At 67.2% G+C, this 19,501-nt stretch carries 12 protein-coding genes and 1 pseudogene; 5 read left to right on the top strand and 8 right to left on the bottom strand.

Annotated features, from left to right (window positions below; all coding sequences use genetic code 11):
- Positions 1-3: 3 nt before the first annotated feature.
- From HIR79_RS15925 to HIR79_RS15945, 5 genes and pseudogenes are all read left to right on the top strand, one after another.
- A pseudogene (locus tag HIR79_RS15925) lies at positions 4-985 on the top strand (carbohydrate ABC transporter permease).
- The gene (locus HIR79_RS15930) at positions 982-1,824 is read left to right on the top strand and encodes a carbohydrate ABC transporter permease (RefSeq protein WP_169959076.1); all 843 of its coding nucleotides are present in this window, start codon (positions 982-984) and stop codon (positions 1,822-1,824) included. Before HIR79_RS15925 ends, HIR79_RS15930 begins: the two are co-directional and overlap by 4 nt.
- Positions 1,825-1,857: 33 nt before the next feature.
- Positions 1,858-3,477, top strand: a complete 1,620-nt coding sequence (locus HIR79_RS15935; protein ID WP_169959077.1) for an alpha-glucosidase family protein — start codon at positions 1,858-1,860, stop codon at positions 3,475-3,477.
- 96 nt (positions 3,478-3,573) lie between these two features.
- Positions 3,574-4,680 (top strand): ABC transporter ATP-binding protein, encoded by a 1,107-nt coding sequence (locus HIR79_RS15940; RefSeq protein ID WP_169959078.1) that lies wholly within the window; start codon positions 3,574-3,576, stop codon positions 4,678-4,680.
- 117 nt (positions 4,681-4,797) lie between these two features.
- Positions 4,798-5,847, top strand: a complete 1,050-nt coding sequence (locus tag HIR79_RS15945; RefSeq protein WP_169959079.1) for a substrate-binding domain-containing protein — start codon at positions 4,798-4,800, stop codon at positions 5,845-5,847.
- A gap of 72 nt (positions 5,848-5,919) precedes the next feature.
- Here HIR79_RS15945 and HIR79_RS15950 read toward each other — a convergent pair whose 3' ends face one another.
- The 8 genes from HIR79_RS15950 to HIR79_RS15985 all read right to left on the bottom strand — a co-directional run bounded on the left by HIR79_RS15950 (position 5,920) and on the right by HIR79_RS15985 (position 19,483).
- On the bottom strand, positions 5,920-6,774 hold the full coding sequence (locus tag HIR79_RS15950) for a universal stress protein (RefSeq protein ID WP_169959632.1): 855 nt from the start codon (positions 6,772-6,774) through the stop codon (positions 5,920-5,922).
- 14 nt (positions 6,775-6,788) lie between these two features.
- The gene (locus HIR79_RS15955; protein ID WP_169959080.1) at positions 6,789-8,279 is read right to left on the bottom strand and encodes a SulP family inorganic anion transporter; all 1,491 of its coding nucleotides are present in this window, start codon (positions 8,277-8,279) and stop codon (positions 6,789-6,791) included.
- 481 nt (positions 8,280-8,760) lie between these two features.
- The gene (locus HIR79_RS15960) at positions 8,761-9,567 is read right to left on the bottom strand and encodes a slipin family protein (RefSeq protein ID WP_169959081.1); all 807 of its coding nucleotides are present in this window, start codon (positions 9,565-9,567) and stop codon (positions 8,761-8,763) included.
- A gap of 64 nt (positions 9,568-9,631) precedes the next feature.
- On the bottom strand, positions 9,632-11,152 hold the full coding sequence (locus tag HIR79_RS15965; protein ID WP_169959082.1) for an NfeD family protein: 1,521 nt from the start codon (positions 11,150-11,152) through the stop codon (positions 9,632-9,634).
- A 201-nt stretch (positions 11,153-11,353) separates the two neighbouring features.
- Positions 11,354-12,751 carry a group II intron reverse transcriptase/maturase gene (gene ltrA / locus HIR79_RS15970; protein WP_211620858.1) on the bottom strand — a complete coding sequence of 466 codons (1,398 nt, stop codon included), beginning with the start codon at positions 12,749-12,751 and terminating at the stop codon, positions 11,354-11,356.
- Between the two features lie 551 nt (positions 12,752-13,302).
- Positions 13,303-14,721, bottom strand: a complete 1,419-nt coding sequence (locus HIR79_RS15975; protein ID WP_169959083.1) for an aminotransferase — start codon at positions 14,719-14,721, stop codon at positions 13,303-13,305.
- Between the two features lie 262 nt (positions 14,722-14,983).
- Positions 14,984-16,483, bottom strand: a complete 1,500-nt coding sequence (locus tag HIR79_RS15980) for an NAD-dependent succinate-semialdehyde dehydrogenase (protein WP_169959084.1) — start codon at positions 16,481-16,483, stop codon at positions 14,984-14,986.
- Positions 16,484-16,705: 222 nt separating this feature from the next.
- Complete coding sequence (locus HIR79_RS15985; RefSeq protein ID WP_169959085.1) at positions 16,706-19,483, bottom strand: aminotransferase class I/II-fold pyridoxal phosphate-dependent enzyme; 2,778 nt, start codon at positions 19,481-19,483, stop codon at positions 16,706-16,708.
- Positions 19,484-19,501: the final 18 nt, after the last annotated feature.

Consider the following 19,501-nt stretch of genomic DNA (forward strand, 5'->3'; position numbering starts at 1 on the left):
CCCATGAGTACGACCCTCGACGACAGCGCGCCCACCGTGGCGCGCCCCCCCCACCAAGGCTTACCGCAGTACCAAGGTCCGCCGCCAGCGGGTCAAGGCCGCCTGGCTGTTCCTCGCGCCGATGCTGGTCGCCCTGGCCCTGGTGGCCGGCTGGCCGCTCGCGCGCACCTTCTACTTCAGCTTCACCGACGCCTCGCTTTCCGATCTCGGCGACGCCCTCTTCGTCGGCCTGGAGAACTACCTGGTCCTCGACGACGGCCAGTGGTACGGCGTGCTCGCCGACCCGATCTGGTGGCGCGCGGTGTGGAACACCTTTTTCTTCGCCATCGTCTCGGTCTCGCTGGAGGTGGTGTTCGGGGTGATCGTGGCGCTGATCCTCAACGCCCAGTTCAAGGGGCGCACCTTCGTGCGCGCGGCGGTGCTGATCCCCTGGGCGATTCCCACCATCGTCTCGGCGCAGATGTGGGCCTGGATGCTCAACGACCAGTTCGGGATCATCAATGAGCTGTTGATGGCGCTGCGCATCATCGCCGACCCCATCGCCTGGACGGCGGACGCCAGCTACTCCATGTGGGCGGTGATCATGGTGGACGTCTGGAAGACCACGCCCTTCGTCGCCCTGCTGGCGCTGGCCGCCATGCAGATGCTGCCCAAGGACTGCTATGAGGCCGCCGAGGTAGACGGCATCCACCCGGTCCGGGTGTTCTTCAGGGTGACCCTGCCGCTGATCACCCCGGCGCTGATGGTGGCGGTGATCTTCCGCCTGCTCGACGCCCTGCGGGTGTTCGACGTCATCTACGTACTGACCTCCAACTCCACCAGCACCATGTCGATGTCCATCTACGCCCGCCAGCAGCTCGTCGAGTTCCAGGACGTGGGCTACGGCAGCGCCGCCTCCACCCTGCTGTTCCTGATCATCGCGCTGGCCACCATCGCCTACCTCTACCTGGGCCGCAACCGTCTCAACCTGGGAGGTGACGCATGACCTCGCGCCAGTTCAACAAGCTCGCCACTCGCATCGGCTTCTGGGTCCTGGTGGCCTTCGTGGTGGTCGTCGCGGTGTTCCCCTTCTATTACGCCGTGATCACCTCCTTCAAGCCCTCGAGCGACCTCTTCCGAGTCGAGCTGTGGCCCAGCACCTGGAGCCTGGCCAACTATGTTCAGGTGTTCACCCAGCGAAGCTTCCTCCAGGCGATCTTCAACTCCCTCCTGGTCGCCACCAGCGTGGTCTTCATCGCCCTGCTGCTCGGCCTCACCGCCTCCTACGCCCTGGGCCGGGTGCGCTTTCGCGGCCGCTCCACGGTGCTGCTGGTGATCCTCGGCGTGTCGATGTTCCCCCAGGTGGCGGTGCTCTCGGGGCTCTTCGAGGTGATCCGGGCGCTCAATCTCTACAACAACCCGGGCGGGCTGATCCTGAGCTACACCATCTTCACCCTGCCCTTCACCGTCTGGGTGCTGACCACCTTCATGCGCCAGCTGCCCATGGAGCTCGAGGAGGCCGCCATCATGGACGGCGCCACCCCCTGGGTGACCATCACCAAGGTGTTCCTGCCACTGATGTGGCCGGCCATGGCGACCACCGGGCTGCTGGCCTTCATCGCCGCCTGGAACGAGTTCCTCTTCGCCCTGACCTTCACCCTCACCGACAGCCAGCGCACCGTGCCGGTGGCCATCGCCCTGCTCTCCGGCGGCAGCGCCTACGAGCTGCCCTGGGGCCCGATCATGGCCGCCTCGGTGGTGGTCACCGTGCCCCTGGTGATCCTGGTGATCATCTTCCAGCGCCGCATCGTCTCCGGCCTGACCGCCGGCGCGGTCAAGGGCTGACCTCTTCACTCATTCTCGACCTGGGATTCCTGCATGCAAGACACGACTACCTGGTGGCGCGGCGGCGTCATCTACCAGATCTACCCGCGCAGCTTCATGGACGCCAACGGCGACGGCATCGGCGACCTCAAGGGCATCACCGAGAAGCTCGACTACGTGGCAAGCCTGGGCGTCGACGGCATCTGGCTGTCGCCCTTCTTCACCTCGCCGATGCTCGACTTCGGCTACGACGTCAGCGACTACCGCGACGTGGACCCGATGTTCGGCACCCTGGAGGACTTCAAGACGCTGCTGGCCAAGGCGCACGCGCTGGGCCTCAAGGTGATGATCGACCAGGTGATCAGCCACACCTCGGATCAGCACCCCTGGTTCCAGGAGAGCCGCGCCGATCGCACCAACGCCAAGGCGGACTGGTACGTCTGGGCCGACCCCAGGCCCGACGGCACCCCGCCCAACAACTGGCTGTCGATCTTCGGCGGCGCGGCCTGGACCTTCGACTCGCGTCGGCGCCAGTACTACCTGCACAACTTCCTGACCAGCCAGCCGGACCTCAACTTCCACCACCCGGAGGTGCGGGCCGCCCAGCTCGATAACATGCGCTTCTGGCTGGAACTCGGGGTCGACGGCTTCCGCCTGGACACCGTCAACTTCTACTTCCACGACCAGGCGCTTCGCGACAACCCGCCGGTGCCGGCGGGCGAGGCCAAGACCCTGGGCGCCCCGGACGCCAACCCCTACACCTGGCAGCGCCACGTCTATGACCTGAGCCGCCCGGAGAACCTGGACTTCCTGCGCGAGCTGCGCGCGCTGATGGATGAGTTCCCCGGCACCACCACGGTGGGCGAGATCGGCGATGACAACCCGCTTGCGCGCATGGCCGAGTACACCGCCGGCGGCGACAAGCTGCACATGGCCTACACTTTCGACCTGCTCAACGCCCCGCACTCGGCGGCCTATCTGCGCGAGGTCATCGAGCGCTTCCAGCGCCTGGCCGGCGACGCCTGGCCCTGCTGGGCCACCTCGAACCACGACGTGGTGAGAAGCGCCACCCGCTGGGGCGCGGACGAGGATCCCGTTGCCTACCCCAAGGTGGCGCTGGCGATGCTCTTCTCGCTGCGCGGCAGCGTCTGCCTCTATCAGGGCGAGGAGCTGGGCCTGATGGAGGCGGACGTCCCCTTCGAGCGCATCCAGGACCCCTACGGCAAGGTGCTGTGGCCGGAGTTCAAGGGACGCGACGGCTGTCGTACCCCCATGCCCTGGGAGAACGTCGAGAACGGCGGCTTCAGCCCCGCAGGCGTCGAACCCTGGCTGCCGGTGGAGGCGCGCCAGCTGCCTCTGGCCGTGGCCGCCCAGCAGGACGACCCGGCCTCGGTGCTCAGCGCCACCCGCCGCCTGCTGGCCTTCCGCGCCGCGCATCCGGCCCTGGTCGATGGTGACCTCGAGCTCGTCGAGGTCGGCGACGAGCTGCTCGGGTTCGTGCGCGCGACGGGCGAGGAGCGGCTCCTCTGCCTCTTCAACCTCACCGGCCAGGCCCGTGAGGCCCGCCTGCCGCTGCCGGTCACCGAGGCCCTCGAGGGGCACGACTTCCGCCACGAGCGCGACGACGAGACCCTTCATCTGCCGCCCTACCAGGCCGCCTGGTTCAGGCTCTGAGCCACACTGATGTCATCACAGCATCGATAACGAACAGCACGCATAACAACAGGCCGGCCCGCGGCGCGAGCCGCCGGGCCGGCAAGGAGACACCCCATGGCAAGCGTCACCCTCGACAAGGTCAACAAGGTCTTCGGCAGCACCCATATCATCAAGGACGTCGACCTCGAGATCGGTGCCGGCGAGTTCGTTGTCTTCGTTGGCCCTTCGGGCTGCGGCAAGTCGACCCTGCTGCGGCTGATCGCCGGGCTCGAGTCGATCAGCGACGGCGAGCTCTCCATCGGCGAGACCGTGGTCAACGAGCTGCCGCCCCGGGATCGCGGCGTGGGCATGGTCTTCCAGTCCTACGCCCTCTACCCGCACATGACGGTCTACGAAAACATGGCCTTCGGCCTCAAGCTGGCCAAGACCGCCAGGGAGACCATCCACGAGCGGGTGATGGCCACCGCCCGCATCCTGCAGCTCGAGGAGCTGCTCGAGCGCAAGCCCAAGGCGCTCTCCGGCGGCCAGCGCCAGCGGGTGGCCATGGGCCGCGCCATGGCCCGGGAGCCGCGCATCCTGCTGTTCGACGAGCCGCTCTCCAATCTCGACGCCTCACTGCGGGTGCAGATGCGCAACGAGATCGCCCGCCTGCACCAGCGCCTCGAATCCACCATGATCTACGTCACCCACGATCAGGTGGAGGCCATGACGCTGGCCGACAAGATCGTGGTGCTCAACGCCGGCCGCGTGGAACAGGTGGGCAGCCCCCATGAGCTCTATCAGCGCCCGGCAACGAAGTTCGTCGCCGGCTTCATCGGCTCCCCCACCATGAACTTCCTGCCGGCCGCCCTGGTGAGCGGCGACTCGCGCGGCTGCCGGGTACGTACCGCCGGCCTCAATGAGCTGGCCCTGCCCCAGGACACCCGCCAGCATGCCGCCGGCGAGGCGCTGACCCTGGGCGTGCGCCCCGAGCACCTGCGCCTGGACGAGGCCAAGGGCGACAACGCCTTCGAGATCGTCAACGTGGAGTACCTGGGTAACGAGGTCTACGTCTACCTGGCGCCCAAGGCCGGCGAGACCCTGCTGATCCACCGCAGCGAGGCCCCGAGCCAGTGGCGGGTCGGCCAGCGGGTGGCGCTGGTCCCGGACCCCGATCACGTCCACCTGTTCGACGGGCAGGACCGGGCACTGGGCGTCGCCCCGGCCCGGGCGGTGGCCTGAGGCTCACGGCACGGCCCGCTTGCGGAGCCGTGCCGCTCGCACAGTGGCCAAATGGCGCGCGGACCACTAGGATAGCGAGCTGACTGAATCGATCCAGATGGCGAAGGAACCGCGCTTGTGTCTACCCCCCGTCGTATCACGCTGAAGGATCTGGCAAGGGAGCTCGGTGTCTCCACGGCCACCGTCTCCAACGCCTTCAACCGGCCGGACCAGCTCTCGCCCGCCCTGCGCGAGCGCATCCTCGGCGAGGCCAAGCGCCTGGGCTACCGAGGGCCGGACGCCAAGGCGCGCAGCCTGCGCACCGGGCGCTCGCGGATCATCGCGGTGATCCTCGCCGAGAGCCTCACCTACAGCCTGAACGATGCCGTGGCCAGCGAGTTCCTCTCGGGGGTGGCCGAGGTGCTCGACGCCCAGGGGCACACCCTGCTGCTGCTCTCCTCGCGGCAGACCCAGGCTCAGTTCCCGGGCTCGGCCAGCATGGCCGACGGCTTCATCGTCTACGGCCTGATGCCGTCGCCCACGCTGCTGGAGAGCCTGCCGAGCCAGGCGGCCCTGGTAGCGGCGGACTTCGATATCGAGGGGCGCCCGGCGATCCACGTGGACAACGAGGCGGCCTGCCAGGCCATCGCCCGGCACGCCCTGGCGACGCCTCCCCGGCGCCCGGCGATCGTCAACCTGCGCCTGACCGCCGAGCCCTGCAACGGCCGCATCACCCCGGCCCATGCCCTGCTCGGCGCCGAACAGACCATCACCCGCTCCCGCCTCGCCGGCTTCTATCGCGCCCTGGCAGAGCGCGGCATCGACCCGGCCGAGGTGCCGATGTGGAACATCGAGGAGAACACCTTCGAGGTGTGTGCCCCGGTGCTCGCACCGATCCTCGACCTGCCGGGCGACGAGCGTCCCGACCTGCTCCTGTGCATGTCCGACCGCATCGCGCTGACCGCGCTGACCCTGGCCGAGCAGCGGGGCCTGCGAGTCCCCGAGGACCTGCGCATCACCGGCTTCGACGGCATCGCCGAGGGGCAGTACCGGGCACCGCGTCTCACCACGGTGCGCCAGGACAGCACCGAGAAGGGGCGCATGGCGGCCCGCATGATCCTCGGCCTGACCCCGCCCGCCTCGAGCCTGCTGACCACCGAACTGATGGTCGGCGACAGCTGCCCCTGACGGCAGGACGCCCCGGGCTCCCGCGATTCACTCGGGCGCACCGGGGCATCCAGGGACTATCGGCCTCGGCGGTCAGCGCAGCAGCAGCACCGGCACCGTGGCCTTGCGCAGCATCCCCGTGGTGGTGCTGCCCACCAGCAGTTGGCGGATGCGCGAGTGGCCGTAGGCGCCCATCACCAGCAGGTCGATGCCCTTCTCCTCCTTGTAGCCACGCAGCGTCGCTTCCACCTCGCCGGCGCGGATGGCGCCCTCGGCCTCGACGCCGGCGTCGCGCAGCGTCTTGAGCGCCCAGTCGAGCTGGGAGCGATTGTCGCCGGTCTCGGCGCCGATGATCACCACATGCACCGGGATACCCGCGAACAGCGGGCTCTTCGCCAGCATCTCGACCCCCTTGCGGGTGGTCTGGCTGCCGTCGAAGGCGAGCATCGCCGTGGCGGGGGCCTTGAAGGTGTCCGGCACCATCAGGATCGGCCGGTGCAGGGTGCGCACCACCCGCTCCAGGTTGGAACCCAGATGGCTGCTGTCCTGGTGGGCGGACTCGCCCCGCTTGCCCATCACCAGCAGACGGATCTCCTCCTGCAGCTCCTCGAGGGTCTCCACCAGGGTGCCGTTGCGCTGGCGGGTGCCCGGTTCGGTGACGCCATCCTCGATGGCCCGCTCCCTGGCGGCCTTGAGCATCAGCCGGCCCTGCTCCTGGGCCACCTTGGCGCGCTGCTCGTCGAGGTGGGCGAGCTCCTCGAGCAGATGCTCCCGGGCGCCCAGGCCGATATGGCCGGAGAGATCCGCCTCGGCGATCTGGGGGTGGTTGTCCACCACGTGCAGGAAGGTCAACGGTGCGCCCAGGGCGAGGCTGGCCCAGGCCGCCGCGTCGCAGACCCCTTGCGAGTACTTCGAGCCGTCGATGGCGGCCATCACCTGATCTGTCATGGTCATCGTGCTCCTCAGTGGCCGCCCATCAGCTTGTCGACGGCGGCAGGATCATTGTGCACAGCATAGCGATCCACGATGGTGGCCGTCGCCTCGTTGAGGCCCACCAGCGCCACCTCGGTGCCCTCGCGGCGGAACTTGATCACCACCCGGTCCAGGGCCTGCACGGCGGTGATGTCCCAGAAGTGAGCCCGGGAGAGGTCGATGGTGACCTTCTCCACGCTCTCCTTGAAGTCGAAGGCGTTGCCGAAACGCTCGGAGGAGGCGAAGAACACCTGGCCCACCACCCGGTAGCGGCGACGGCTGCCCTCGTCGGCCTCCTCGGAGCCGATGTAGAGGATGTTGCCCACCTTGTTGGCGAAGTTCATGGCGGCGATCAGCACGCCGACGAAGACGCCGATGGCCAGGTTGTGGGTGGCCACGGTGACCGCCACGGTGGCCAGCATGACGACGTTGGTGCTCATGGGGTGCTGCCTGAGATCGCGGATCGAGGCCCAGCTGAAGGTGCCGATGGAGACCATGATCATCACGGCGACCAGCGCCGCCATGGGAATCAGCGAGACCCAGTCGGAGAGGAAGACCACCAGGATGAGCAGCAGCACCCCGGCCACCAGGGTGGAGAGGCGCCCGCGGCCGCCGGACTTCACGTTGATCACCGACTGGCCGATCATGGCGCAGCCCGCCATGCCGCCCATCAGGCCGGCGCCGATATTGGCGATACCCTGGCCCTTGCACTCGCGGTTCTTGTCGCTCGGCGTATCGGTGAGGTCGTCGACGATGGTGGCGGTCATCATCGACTCCAGCAGGCCCACCACGGTGAGCATCAGCGCATAGGGCAGGATGATCCACAGGGTCTCGAGGTTGAGCGGCACGTCCGGCCACAGGAAGACCGGCAGGGAGTCGGGCAGCTCGCCCATGTCGCCCACGGTGCGGATCTCCATGCCGGAGAGCAGGTAGACCGCGGTGAGCACCACGATGCAGACCAGCGGCGAGGGGATCGACCTGCCGATCCTCGGCAGGTAGGGGAAGCCGTAGATGATGCCGAGCCCCGCCGCGGTCATGGCATAGACGTGCCAGGTCACCCCCGTCAGCTCCGGCAGCTGGGCCATGAAGATCAGGATCGCCAGGGCGTTGACGAAGCCCGTCACCACCGAGCGCGAGACGAAGCGCATCAGCTCGGCAAGCCTGAGATAGCCGGCGACGATCTGCAGCACCCCGGTGAGCAGGGTGGCGGCGAGCAGGTACTCGAGGCCGTGGTCGCGCACCAGGGTGACCATCAAGAGCGCCATGGCGCCGGTGGCCGCCGAGATCATGCCCGGCCGGCCGCCGGTGAAGGCGATGATCACCGCGATGCAGAATGAGGCGTAGAGGCCCACCTTGGGGTCCACGCCGGCAATGATGGAGAAGGCGATCGCCTCGGGTATCAGGGCGAGGGCCACCACGATACCGGCGAGGGTGTCTCCCTTCACGTTGGAGAACCAGGTCTGTCGTAGCGATTCGAACATGCTGTGTTCCAGTCAGGAGTGAGTGTCATGCCGCAAGGCATCGAGCGGTACGGACTACGCCGCTGGCCGCACCGCAGGGTGCCGGCCGGGCGGCCAGCGCCAGGCGTTGCCTCTTGAGGGTCTTGTCTTGTGCTGCGCGGTGCCGCCGCCGTTTGCGGGGCCCATCGCCGGGGCGCAGGGGCGCCCGGGCATCCACAGGGGGATGCCACGCGGCGGCGCCTCGATGACGAGGCGCCGCCGAAGGGGGAAGGAGAGGTGCGCTAGGGCGGAGTCGCCTGCCCTGCCGGGGGAGTCATCACGGGGTGCGGTCTCTGGTCTTGGAGGAGCGCTTGCGGGGCGCCCGGGTCTCCGTCACGGCTCCGAGCCACGGCATGAGCCGGGGTCAGGGTCGCCAGGAAATCGAGCCGCGAATTCTAGCAGTAACGCCGCGGCCCTGCACCCGGGGCAGGGCCGCCACGACCGGGTGGTCGTAATGGCGGGATCAGGAGGGGTCGTGACTGCCGTTGGACGACTGTCCGGCGCTGCGCGCCTGGGCCGCCGGCGAGGCCTTCATGTGCTTGAAGGCCTCCATGATGTCCATGGGCAGCGGGAAGACGATGGTCGAGGCGTTCTTGTTGCTCATGTCGCTCATGGTCTGCAGGTAGCGCAGCTGCAGGGCCGCCGAGTTCTCGGCCATGACGTTGGCAGCCTCGACCAGCTTGCGCGAGGCCTGCAGCTCACCCTCGGCGTGGATCACCTTGGCGCGGCGCTCGCGCTCCGCCTCGGCCTGGCGGGCGATGGCGCGGATCATGCTCTCGTCGAGATCGACGTGCTTGATCTCCACGTTGGAGACCTTGATGCCCCACCCCTCGGCAGAGGCATCGATGATTTCCTGGATGTCGTCGTTGAGCTTGTCGCGCTCGGAGAGCATCTCGTCGAGATCATGCTTGCCGAGCACCGAACGCAGGGTGGTCTGAGCCAGCTGGCTGGTCGCCACGGTGAAGTTCTCGACCTGGATGATCGCCTTCTCCGGGTCGACCACCCGGAAGTAGATCACCGCGTTGACCTTCACGGTGACGTTGTCCTGAGAGATCACGTCCTGCTCCGGCACGTCCATGGTGATCACCCGCAGGTCGACCACCTCCATCTTCTGGATGCCGGGAATGATGATGATCAGCCCCGGCCCCTTGACCCCCTGGAAGCGCCCCAGGAAGAACACCACGCCGCGCTTGTACTCCGGCAGGATGCGGATCGAGGCCGCGATCAGCATGAACAGCAGCACGACCGGTACGAGATAGGGAATCAACATGCTCTTTCTCCATGGTTTGCGTGGAACGTTCAGCGTGCAAGCGTGACGCGTCGAACGCGACGCCTCAGTGATGCTCATCCAGGGGTTCGACCTCGACGGTCAGGCCATCGATGCCCGCCACCCGCACCCTCTGGCCCTTGACCAGCGGCTGGTCGCTGCGGGCGTTCCAGCGCTCGCCCATCAGGCGCACGTGGCCGCTGCCCTCGAAGTCCTCGAGGACCCGGGCCTCGCTGCCGACAAGCTCCTCCTGCCCGCCCTTGGCCGGGCGCCGGCGCAGGCTGACGAAGCGGGTCATCACCCACAGCATCAGGACCGCGGCCAGCAGGGCGATGCCACCGATCATCGGCAGCGAGATACTCAGGTTGTCTGCGTCCATCAGAATCACCGATCCGATCACGAAGGCGACGATGCCGCCCATTCCCAATATGCCGAAGCTGGGCATCAGCGCCTCGCCCACCATCAGCGCCAGGCCGACCAGGATCAGCGCCAGGCCGGCGTAGTTGACCGGCAGCACCTGGAAGGCAAAGAGCGCCAGCAGCAGGCAGATGATGCCGATGGTGCCCGGCACCAGGCTGCCCGGATTGGAGAGCTCGAAGATCAGCCCGTAGAAGCCGATGATCATCAGGAAGTAGGCGACGTTGGGGTTGGTGATCACCGAGAGCAGCTGGGTGCGCCAGTCGGGATCGAAGCGCTCGATGACGAGCTCCGCGGTCGCAAGGGTCAGTTCGCCACGCTCCATCACCACCGTGCGACCGTCGATCTGCGCGAGCAGGTCCTCGATGTCGCTGGCCACCACGTCGATGACATTCTTCTCCAGCGCCTCCCGGGAGGTGAGGTTGACCGCCTCGCGTACCGCCTCCTCGGCCCAGTCGGCGTTGCGGCCGTGGCGCTCGGCCAGGCCGCGGATGTAGTAGACGGCGTCCTCGAGCACCTTGCGCTCCATGGCGGTCTCGCCGCGGCGCGGGCCATCGGCGGCGCGGCTGCGCTCCTCGGCCTCCTCGTCGGTGGTCGCAGCGGCGCCCTCATCGCTGGCGGTCTCTTCGTCATCGGCAGCGGCCTCTTCCTCGCGCTCCTCGGCACGCGCCCCACCTCGCGTGCCGCTGCGCTCGTCGTCATCGTCATCGTCGCCGCCGATCCCCGGAAATCCCCCTCCCATCTGCACCGGCGTGGCCGAACCCAGGTGTGTGGAGGGCGCCATGGCCGCCACGTGGCTGCCGTAGAGCAGGTAGGTGCCGGCGCTGGCCGCCCGAGCGCCGCTCGGCGACACGTAGATGGCCACCGGCACTGGCGAGGTGAGCATGGCGCGGATCATGTCGCGCATGGAGGCGTCGAGGCCGCCGGGGGTGTCCATCTGCACCACCACGATCTCGGCATTGCCCTCGGCGGCCCGGCGCAGGCCACGCTGGAAGTAATCGCTGGTGGCGGGGCCGATGGCCCCTTCGACGGTCATCACCAGCGCCGTGCGCTCGCTCTGCTGGGCCTGGACCACCGACTGGAAGACGGCCAGCGCAATGCCCAACGCCAGGCACAGGAAGCTGAAGAAGAGGAGGCGTCGCCCGACCAGGGCGGCATGAACTCGGCTCATGGTGATCCTTCCTGCGCGACCCATACAGTGAATGTGAGTACCGGCACGGTGCTTGGTTCAGAATGGATTAAGTTGACACTGATATCAGCGTAGCAGCCCGGGCCGTGCTGCATGAAATCGAGTAGGAGGGGGAGTCGCCTCCCCCGTCCTCTCACACCACCGGGCATACGGTTCCGTACCACGGCGGTTCACGAAGAACGACTAAGCCCTCTTGACCGTATCGAGTACCGAGATCAGGCCCTGCTGCTCGAACCATTTCCGTGGCAAGGCCTGATTCATGTGCGAGGCGCCGGCGTTCCACCAAGGGCCTCGCCCGTTTCCCGCTGACTTCCACGCCCGATGGTCGTCCAGACCCAGCGCCCGTAGCTTGCGGCGCCGGGTCCGCGGGCGTTTCCATTGCCGCCAGATCACGCAACGCAGTCGACGACGTATCCAACCCTCCAGCGCTTCCAGCGGGCGCTTTACGTCGACGAAGGAGAAGTAGTTGGCCCAGCCCCGCAGGACCGGGGTCAACTCTTCGATAACGCGCCGTATGTTGCGCCCCCTGCCACGCTTGAGGATCTCGCGGACACGCTGCATCAGGCGCTGCAGGCTGGCCTTGGCCAGCGTCAGCTTCGGCCGCTTGTGCCGGGTCAGCGTGTAGCCCAGATACCCCCGGTTCCAGGGTCGGTCCACCGCACTCTTGTCGCGATTGACCGTCAGCCTGAGTGAGCTCTCGAGAAAATCACTCAGACTGGCCATGACGCGCTCGCCCGCTCGCCGACTCCTGACATACACCTGCATGTCGTCGGCATAGCGGCAAAAGCGGTGGCCGCGGCGTTCCAGTTCCTTGTCCACGTCATCCAGCAGGATATTGGCCAGCAGCGGGCTGAGTGGTCCGCCCTGGGGCGTGCCCTGCCGGCGTGGCGCGACCAGGCCGTCCTGGAACATCCCGGCTTCCAGATAGCGGCGGATCAAGCGCAACGCTCGCTTGTCGCAGACGCGGCGCGCGACCCGCGCCATCAGCAGGTCGTGATTCACCCGGTCGAAGAAGGCTTCCAGGTCGAGGTCGACCACCCAGCGGTGGCCGGCAGTGACATGGGCCTTCATCGCCGAGACGGCCTGCTGGGCGCTGCGCCCGGGCCGATAGCCGTAACTCGATGCGGAGAACCCCGGATCGAAGATCGGCGTCAACACCTGAAGCAGCGCCTGCTGGATCAGCCGGTCGGTCACCGTGGGGATGCCGAGCTGTCGCGTCCCGCCCTTGGGCTTGGGAATCTCGACGGCTCGGATCGGGCTGGGGTGGTACTCACCGGCCAGCAGCCGTTCGCACAGCGTTGGCCAGCATTCCTTCAGGTGGTCGGCCAACTGGTGGACCGTCATGCCGTCGGCACCCGGCGCCCCCTTGTTGGCGACCACCCTTCGGTAAGCCCGCGCCATGTTGGCCTTCCCTACCACGGCCTCCATGAGCGGGGCGGGCTCCGCTTTCGTCCACGATGACGACGCCGGGATCGTCTCGACGCCCACCGGCCGGGACTCGGGGTTCCGCCCCTGCCCCTCTGGGTGGGTGGCGGTATCAGCGCCACTTTCTGCCTTCCTGATCGATCCTCGAGACATCATCGCCTACTCGCGGTTCTTCATGTTCGGCCCTTGGTGCCGCGGTGAACCAGCACTTACTATGGCCTCTGCTGACGTCTGGTGGCCCATCCCGTCGCCTCTCGGCGCCGGTAGCACCGTGGCAGACCACCAGACCTCCCAGGGTAAGACGCGCGACCTTCCTCCCATCTACCCGCCGCATTTACCTCCACATCTTCCGGATAGCTATTGGGCTTCGAGTGTCATTGCCCTCTCGCCCAGATGTGGCTGCCTCATATGCGATTCCTGTTCGTCAGGCCGGGAGTTTGCCTTCAGCTTCCTTCAGATTCCGCCTCGCGGCGGACACCCTTGCTGTTCGGCTAGCGGTTCCCGCTATCAGGGTCCGCAGGGGACTTTCACCCCCAAGTCATCCCGAGGCACCACCCTCGGGAACAGCACCTATCGGTGCTACGCGCCATGCCTGGCGCACAACGAAAGCGCCGCGGGGCCCCCCCGCGGCGCTCTCATTGATGGCTGTAGTTTGCGATGACTGTAGTTTGCGATGACTGTTGTTTGCGATGACTGTCGTTTGCTGATCAGGCACGCACGGCTTGGACGGCACCCTTGCGCACCAGCTCGTCGGTGACGCGGTCCACGGCGCGGCGGGCGCGGGCGACGATCTCGTCAACCTCGTCGCGGGTGGTGACCAGCGGCGGCGCGAAGCCCAGGATATCGCCCTGGGGCATGGCGCGGGCGATCAGGTTCTCCTCCAGGGCCGCGGCGGCGATGCGCGGGCCCACCTTGAGGGCCGGGTCGAAGTGCTTGCGCTGCTCGGGGTCCACGGAGAACTCCAGCGCCGCCAGCATGCCCACGCCGCGCACGTTGCCGACGATCGGGTGGTCGCCGAAGGCGGTGGCCATGGCCTGCTGCAGGTAGGCGCCGGTATCACGGGCGTTCCCGGTCAGATCCTCGCGCTCGATGATCGCCAGGTTGGCCAGTGCGGCGGCACAGCCCAGGGCGTGGCCCGAGTAGGTCCAGCCGTGGCCGATGGGGCCGTACTGGCCGGTGCCCTGCTCCAGCACCGCCCAGACGCGGTCGCCGACGATGACGCCGGAGAGCGGCTGGTAGGCGCTGGTCAGGCCCTTGGCGACGGTGATCAGGTCGGGCTTGATGCCGTAGAAGTGGCTGCCGAAGTCGGCGCCGATACGCCCGAAGCCGCACACCACCTCGTCGGCGATCAACAGCACGTCGTACTTGGCCAGCACCGCCTGGATCGCCTCCCAGTAGCCCTCGGGCGGCGGTACGATGCCGCCGGTGCCGAGCACCGGCTCGCCGATGAAGGCGGCCACGGTCTCGGGGCCCTCGGCCAGGATCATCGCCTCGAGCTTCTGGGCGCAATACTGCGAGAACTCGCGCTCAGTCATGCCCTGCTGCTCGGCGGCGCGGTGGTAGTAGTAGGGCGCCTCGGTGTGCAGGATGCCCTCGAAGGGCAGGTCGAACTGGTCGTGGAACGCCTTGAGGCCGGTCAGCGAGCCGGTGGCCAGGCCCGAGCCGTGGTAGCCGCGCATGCGCGAGATCACCTTTTTCTTCAGCGGGCGACCCAGCACGTTGTTGTAGTAGCGCACGATCTTGAGCTGGGTCTCGTTGGCATCAGAGCCGCCGAGGCCGTAATAGACCTTGGACATGCCGGGGCCGGCGAGCGCGATGATCTTCTCGGAAAGAGCGATCTGCGGCTCGTTGGAGTGGCCCACGTAGGTGTGGTAGTAGGAGAGTTCCAGGGCCTGCTGATAGATCGCCTCGGCCACCTCGGTGCGGCCATAACCGATGTTGACGCAGTAGAGGCCGGCGAAGGCATCGATGAACTCGCGGCCATCCTTGTCGCGGATATGGATGCCCTTGCCGCCGGTGATCACGCGGCCCGGCGCGTCGCCCTGGGCGAAGTCGCGCAGGTGGGTAGAGGCGTGGAAGGTCACCTTGCGGTCGCGATCGATCAGGTCCTGGTGCTGCTGGCTCATGGCTTTCCTCTAGTCATATCAGGCTCCCCGGCGTCCCGCCGGGGAGGATGGTCATCTAATTCGTTTGCCGGTATTGCAACATCTCGCGATGCCCGAGGACGAAACCCTGAGGCTTCGCTTGCGGCCTGCGCGTCGAACCGGAACAAGGTCCCTCTTGCCGGTTCTCGATCGACATCCCTGTCGATCGCCGCGCGCCGCTGCACTCGACTCAGCGTCCTCGGGTAGATATCGCTCGATATCGCATCCCGGCAAGGGTTCAGTCCTAGCTGCCCGAGACAGAGCCCAGGGCGCCGAGGCAGTAATACTTGGTCTCGAGATACTCGTCGATGCCGGTGGTGCCGCCCTCGCGGCCGAGGCCGGACTGCTTGACGCCGCCGAAGGGCACGGGCGGGCCGGTCATCTTCACCGAGTTGACCGACACCATGCCGAACTCCAGCGCCCGCAGGAACTTCCAGATGCGGCGGATATCGTGGGTGTAGACGTAGGCGGCGAGACCGTACTGGGTGTCGTTGGCCAGGGCAATGGCCTCGTCATCATCGGCATAGGCCATGACGCCGGCAATGGGAGCGAAGCTCTCCTCCTGCCACAGGCGCATGTCGCGGGTCAGCCCGGTCAGCAGCACCGGCATGAAGAAGTTCTCGCCGGGGGCGGCGCTCTGGTCGCCGGCCACCAGGGTGGCCCCCTTGGAAAGGGCGTCGTCGACGATGCCGGCGGCCTTCTCCACTGCCTGGCGGTGGATCAGCGGCCCCAGGTCGACCTCGCTCTCCAAGCCGTTGCCCAGAGTGAGGGCGGCCATGCGCTCGGCGAAGTGGGCGACGAACTCGTCATGGATCGACTCGTGGACCAGGATGCGGTCCGCGGCCAGGCAGTCCTGCCCCGAGGTCTGGAACTTGGCAGCCACGGCGGCGAAGGCGGCCTCCTTCGGGTCCATGTCCGGGCCGACGATGAAGGGGGCGTCGCCACCCAGCTCCAGGGAGACCCGCTTGACGGTATTGGCGCTCTGCTCCAGCAGCAGGCGGCCGACCCGGGTGGAGCCGGTGAAGGAGAGCGCCTTGACGCGCGGCTCGGCGCAGAGCAGCTGCGACACCTCGGCGGGCTCGCCCAACACCACGTTGAAGATGCCCGCGGGAATGCCGGCGCGCTCGGCCAGCTCCGCCAGGGCCAGCGCCGAGAAGGGCGTCTCGCCGGCCGGCTTGACGATCACCGGGCATCCGGCGGCGAGCGCCGCGGCGGCCTTGCGGGTGATCATCGCCAACGGGAAGTTCCAGGGCGTGATCAGTGCGGCGATACCCACCGGCTCCTTGATCGTGCCCAGGGCGGCGTTGGGAATATGGCTGGGGATGGTCTCACCGAAGGTGCGCTTGCCCTCCTCGGCGAACCAGCGCACGAAGCTGGCGCCATACTCCACCTCGCCACGGGCGTCCGGCAGCGGCTTGCCCTGCTCCATGGTCATGATGGTGGCCAGGTCCTCGCGGTTGGCCAGGAGCAGGTCGTACCAGGCCAGCAGGCGCTCGCAGCGCTCGTCGGCGCGCAGCGCCCGCCAGTGCACGAAGGCGGTCTCGGCGGCGTCCACCGCGGCGCGGATCTGATGCGCCTCGAGCCAGGGAATGTACCCCAGGGCCTCGCCGGTGGCCGGGTCGAACACGGCCTCCTCGCGACCACCCTCGCCGTGGGTCCACTGACCGTTGACGTAGGCGTGCTGACGAAACAGACGCGGATCGTCGAGCATGGTGGACAGAGTCCTGGACAGCTTCATGTTCATGCGGCACCTCCCTGACGCGCCGACCGGATTGGCCTTGTGGGTTGATGTTGCCCAGCGGCCGGCGTGAAGAAACGGACGAGCCGCCTGGCGTAATCCCTCCAGGGCGGCTCGATGGGTTCATGGTAAGGGAGATGAGCGGCGGGGACTTTTCGTTGGGCGGCGGGGAAGATGCGCTTTTTTTTGTCCGCCGCCGCCCGACAGGAGGATTTTCTGCGCGACCGGTCAGCCCGCCTCGGGGTTGGCCAGCGCCGCCTCGGTGAACACCAGCAGGCCGAGTTCCGGCCGATAGCCGTGGATCTCGGTGACGTCCAGGGCCTGCAGGAAGTGGAGGATCTCCTCGCTGACCACCTGGCCCGGCACCAGCACCGGGAAGCCCGGCGGATAGGGGATCACGAAGCTCGCCGAGACCGCGTCGCGGCCCGCACGCATCTCGGCCTGCAGCTCGCCGTTGTCGAAGCGCAGGTATTCGGTGTTCTCCTCGTCATAGGCCAGGAAATAGGCGCGGCGGATATCGCCCTGGGGCGTCTCGCTGCACGGGCGGAAGGCGTCATGGAAACGGCTGAAATCGGGCAGCGGCGGCAGCTCCTCGGTCAGCGAGCGCACCCGGTTCTCGATGATCCGGCGCTCCGGCCGGCTGCTCTCCTCCCAGCGGGCCTCGAACTCCTTGGCCAGCTTGATCAGCACGTCGAGCAGGTAGGCGATGGAGCCCCGGGTGGTGCCGATGTTGGTCATGAACAGTACGGTGTTGCGCGAGGTCTTGTTGATCTGGATGCCGTACTTGTTCATCAGGTATTCGTTCTTGAAGGTATCGCCGTCGATGCCGGTGGCGCCGATGGCGATGGTGATACGGCTGGGGTCGACGACGAACTCGTCGTTGGCCCAGGCCTCCTCCATCTTGTTCCAGCCGGTGACCGGGTCATAGAAGGTATCGACCCCGGACTGACGGTACTCCAGCGGCACCATGTCCTTGTTGACCAGCACCCGGAAGTACTTCTGCAGCAGCGGATGGGTATAGAGCTGCTCGCGCAGGGAGAGCGCCGCCTCCACCTGGGCATGCACCAGCTCGAAGCCCTCCATCTCGGCCTGCATGCGGCCCACGTCCAGCGAGGCGATGATCTGATAGTTGGGCGAGGTCGAGGTGTGGGTCATGTAGGCCTCGTGGAACGGCGCCTCGACCTTCTGGCGGTAGTCCTGGTCCCAGACGTGGATCATCGAGCCCTGGCGCAGCGAGGTCAGGGTCTTGTGGGTGGAGTGGGTGGCGTAGGTGCGGATGCGTACCACCTCAGGGTCGGGCAGCAGGCGCTGTTCCAGCCAGGTGGCGTCGTCGTCCGGGTCGAGCTGATCGAACTCGGCCTTCCAGGCCGCATACTCCTCCCGGTAGGCCTCGCTGCGGTAGCGGTCGCGCAGGGTGCGGGCGGCGTGCATGGCGGTGCGCGGGCGATAGGTGGGGTTGAAGCCGGCAAAGGCGAACCACGCCTCATCCCAGAGGAACACCAGGTCCGGCTTGATCGCCAGGCACTCCTCCATCACCCGGCGCACGTTGTAGACCACGCCGTCGAAGGTGCAGTTGGTCAGCAGCAGCATCTTGACCTTGTGCAGGTTCCCCGCGCGCTTGTACTCGAGCAGCGTTTTCTTGATCTCCTTGAGGGGCACCGCGCCGTACATGGAGTAGTCGTGCAGCGGGTAGGAGTCCAGGTAGCTGACGTGGGCCCCGGCCAGCACCATCCCGTAGTGGTGGGACTTGTGGCAGTCGCGGTCGATCAGCACGATGTCCCGCGGCTTGACCAGCGCCTGCACCACGATCTTGTTGGCGGTGGAGGTGCCGTTGGTGACGAAGAAGCTCTGCCGGGCGCCGAAGGCGCGGGCGGCGTACTCCTGGGCCTTCTTGATCGGGCCGTAGGGCTGCAGCAGGGAGTCGAGCCCGCCGGAGGTGGCCGAGGTCTCGGCGAGGAAGATGTTGATACCGTAGAAGTCGATCATGTGCCCCGCCCAGTGCGAGCGGGTGATCGACTTGCCCCGCGAGATGGGCATGGCGTGGAACACCCCCGTGGGCTTGCGGCTGTACTCGCGCAGGGCATCGAAGAAAGGGGTGCGGTAGCGGTTGTCGATGGCCCGCAGGATGGTGTGGTGCTGCTCGATGTAGTCCGTCTCGCGATAGAAGATCCGGTTGAAGAAGCGGATATCACGACTGGCCGTGGCCTCCACGTCGCCGCTGGTGACCAGGAACTGGTCGATCTCAGGGCGCAGCTCGTGGATCATCGAGCTCAGCAGGATGCTGCGCTCCGCCTCGGACTGGTGCGCGAGGGACTGCTCGGAGAGCCCCTCCAGGTAGTTGCGCAGCGCGCTCAAGTTGTACTTCGACTTGTAGGGGAACTCGTAGCGGATCAGGCAGGCCTGGATGTTGGGGTTGACCAGCACGGCGATCAGCGCGTCCTCGAAGCTTCTCACCGTCACCACGTCATAGGCGAAGCGGTCCTCGGGGCGGCGCATGTTGCGGAAGGCCTCTCGCACCACCTCCTCCTCCTGGGACGAGAGGTTGTCGACGATCAGCAGCTCGAAGTAGGGCTGGGCCGAGCTGTTGGAGGCCGGATGCCCGCGGCGCAGCTGGGCCAGGGCATCCAGGGTCTCCATGTCCTCGGCATCGGCGTCGGTCTCGCTGAGATCCACGTGGCGGCGCCGGTAGGACTCGCTGATCAGCGCCCGCACCAGGCGCTTGACCACCTTCTCCAGCAGCAGGTACTCCTCGCGATCGAACAGCGACCAGAGGTGGCGGAAATCCTCCTTGGAGGGGAAGGCGTGGTAGTCCTCGATGATCTCGAGCCGGGTCAGCTTGACGTCGATCGCCTTGACCAGGTTGCGCACCTGCGCCTCGTCGGCCAGCCGATTGAGCTGGCCGAGGTCGCGCTTGAGCGCGTTCCAGGTATCGGCACGCAGCTGAGAGATCTTGTGGTAGAAGCCCAGCGCGGTATAGGGCGTTTCTGATTGGCTGCTCTCTTGCATGGCGACACCCTTCTCTGG

Source organism: Halomonas sp. PGE1, from assembly GCF_013000985.1.
Classification (GTDB): Bacteria; Pseudomonadota; Gammaproteobacteria; order Pseudomonadales; family Halomonadaceae; genus Halomonas; species Halomonas alkalicola.

Bases quoted from the DNA above. Each gene is read 5' to 3' on its own strand.
- HIR79_RS15930 (WP_169959076.1), top strand. From the start codon at position 982: ATGACCTCGCGCCAGTTCAACAAGCTCGCCACTCGCATCGGCTTCTGG.
- HIR79_RS15935 (WP_169959077.1), top strand. From the start codon at position 1,858: ATGCAAGACACGACTACCTGGTGGCGCGGCGGCGTCATCTACCAGATC.
- HIR79_RS15940 (WP_169959078.1), top strand. From the start codon at position 3,574: ATGGCAAGCGTCACCCTCGACAAGGTCAACAAGGTCTTCGGCAGCACC.
- HIR79_RS15950 (WP_169959632.1), bottom strand. From the start codon at position 6,774: ATGACAGATCAGGTGATGGCCGCCATCGACGGCTCGAAGTACTCGCAA.
- HIR79_RS15955 (WP_169959080.1), bottom strand. From the start codon at position 8,279: ATGTTCGAATCGCTACGACAGACCTGGTTCTCCAACGTGAAGGGAGAC.
- HIR79_RS15960 (WP_169959081.1), bottom strand. From the start codon at position 9,567: ATGTTGATTCCCTATCTCGTACCGGTCGTGCTGCTGTTCATGCTGATC.
- HIR79_RS15965 (WP_169959082.1), bottom strand. From the start codon at position 11,152: ATGAGCCGAGTTCATGCCGCCCTGGTCGGGCGACGCCTCCTCTTCTTC.
- ltrA (WP_211620858.1), bottom strand. From the start codon at position 12,751: ATGATGTCTCGAGGATCGATCAGGAAGGCAGAAAGTGGCGCTGATACC.
- HIR79_RS15975 (WP_169959083.1), bottom strand. From the start codon at position 14,721: ATGAGCCAGCAGCACCAGGACCTGATCGATCGCGACCGCAAGGTGACC.
- HIR79_RS15980 (WP_169959084.1), bottom strand. From the start codon at position 16,483: ATGAACATGAAGCTGTCCAGGACTCTGTCCACCATGCTCGACGATCCG.
- HIR79_RS15985 (WP_169959085.1), bottom strand. From the start codon at position 19,483: ATGCAAGAGAGCAGCCAATCAGAAACGCCCTATACCGCGCTGGGCTTC.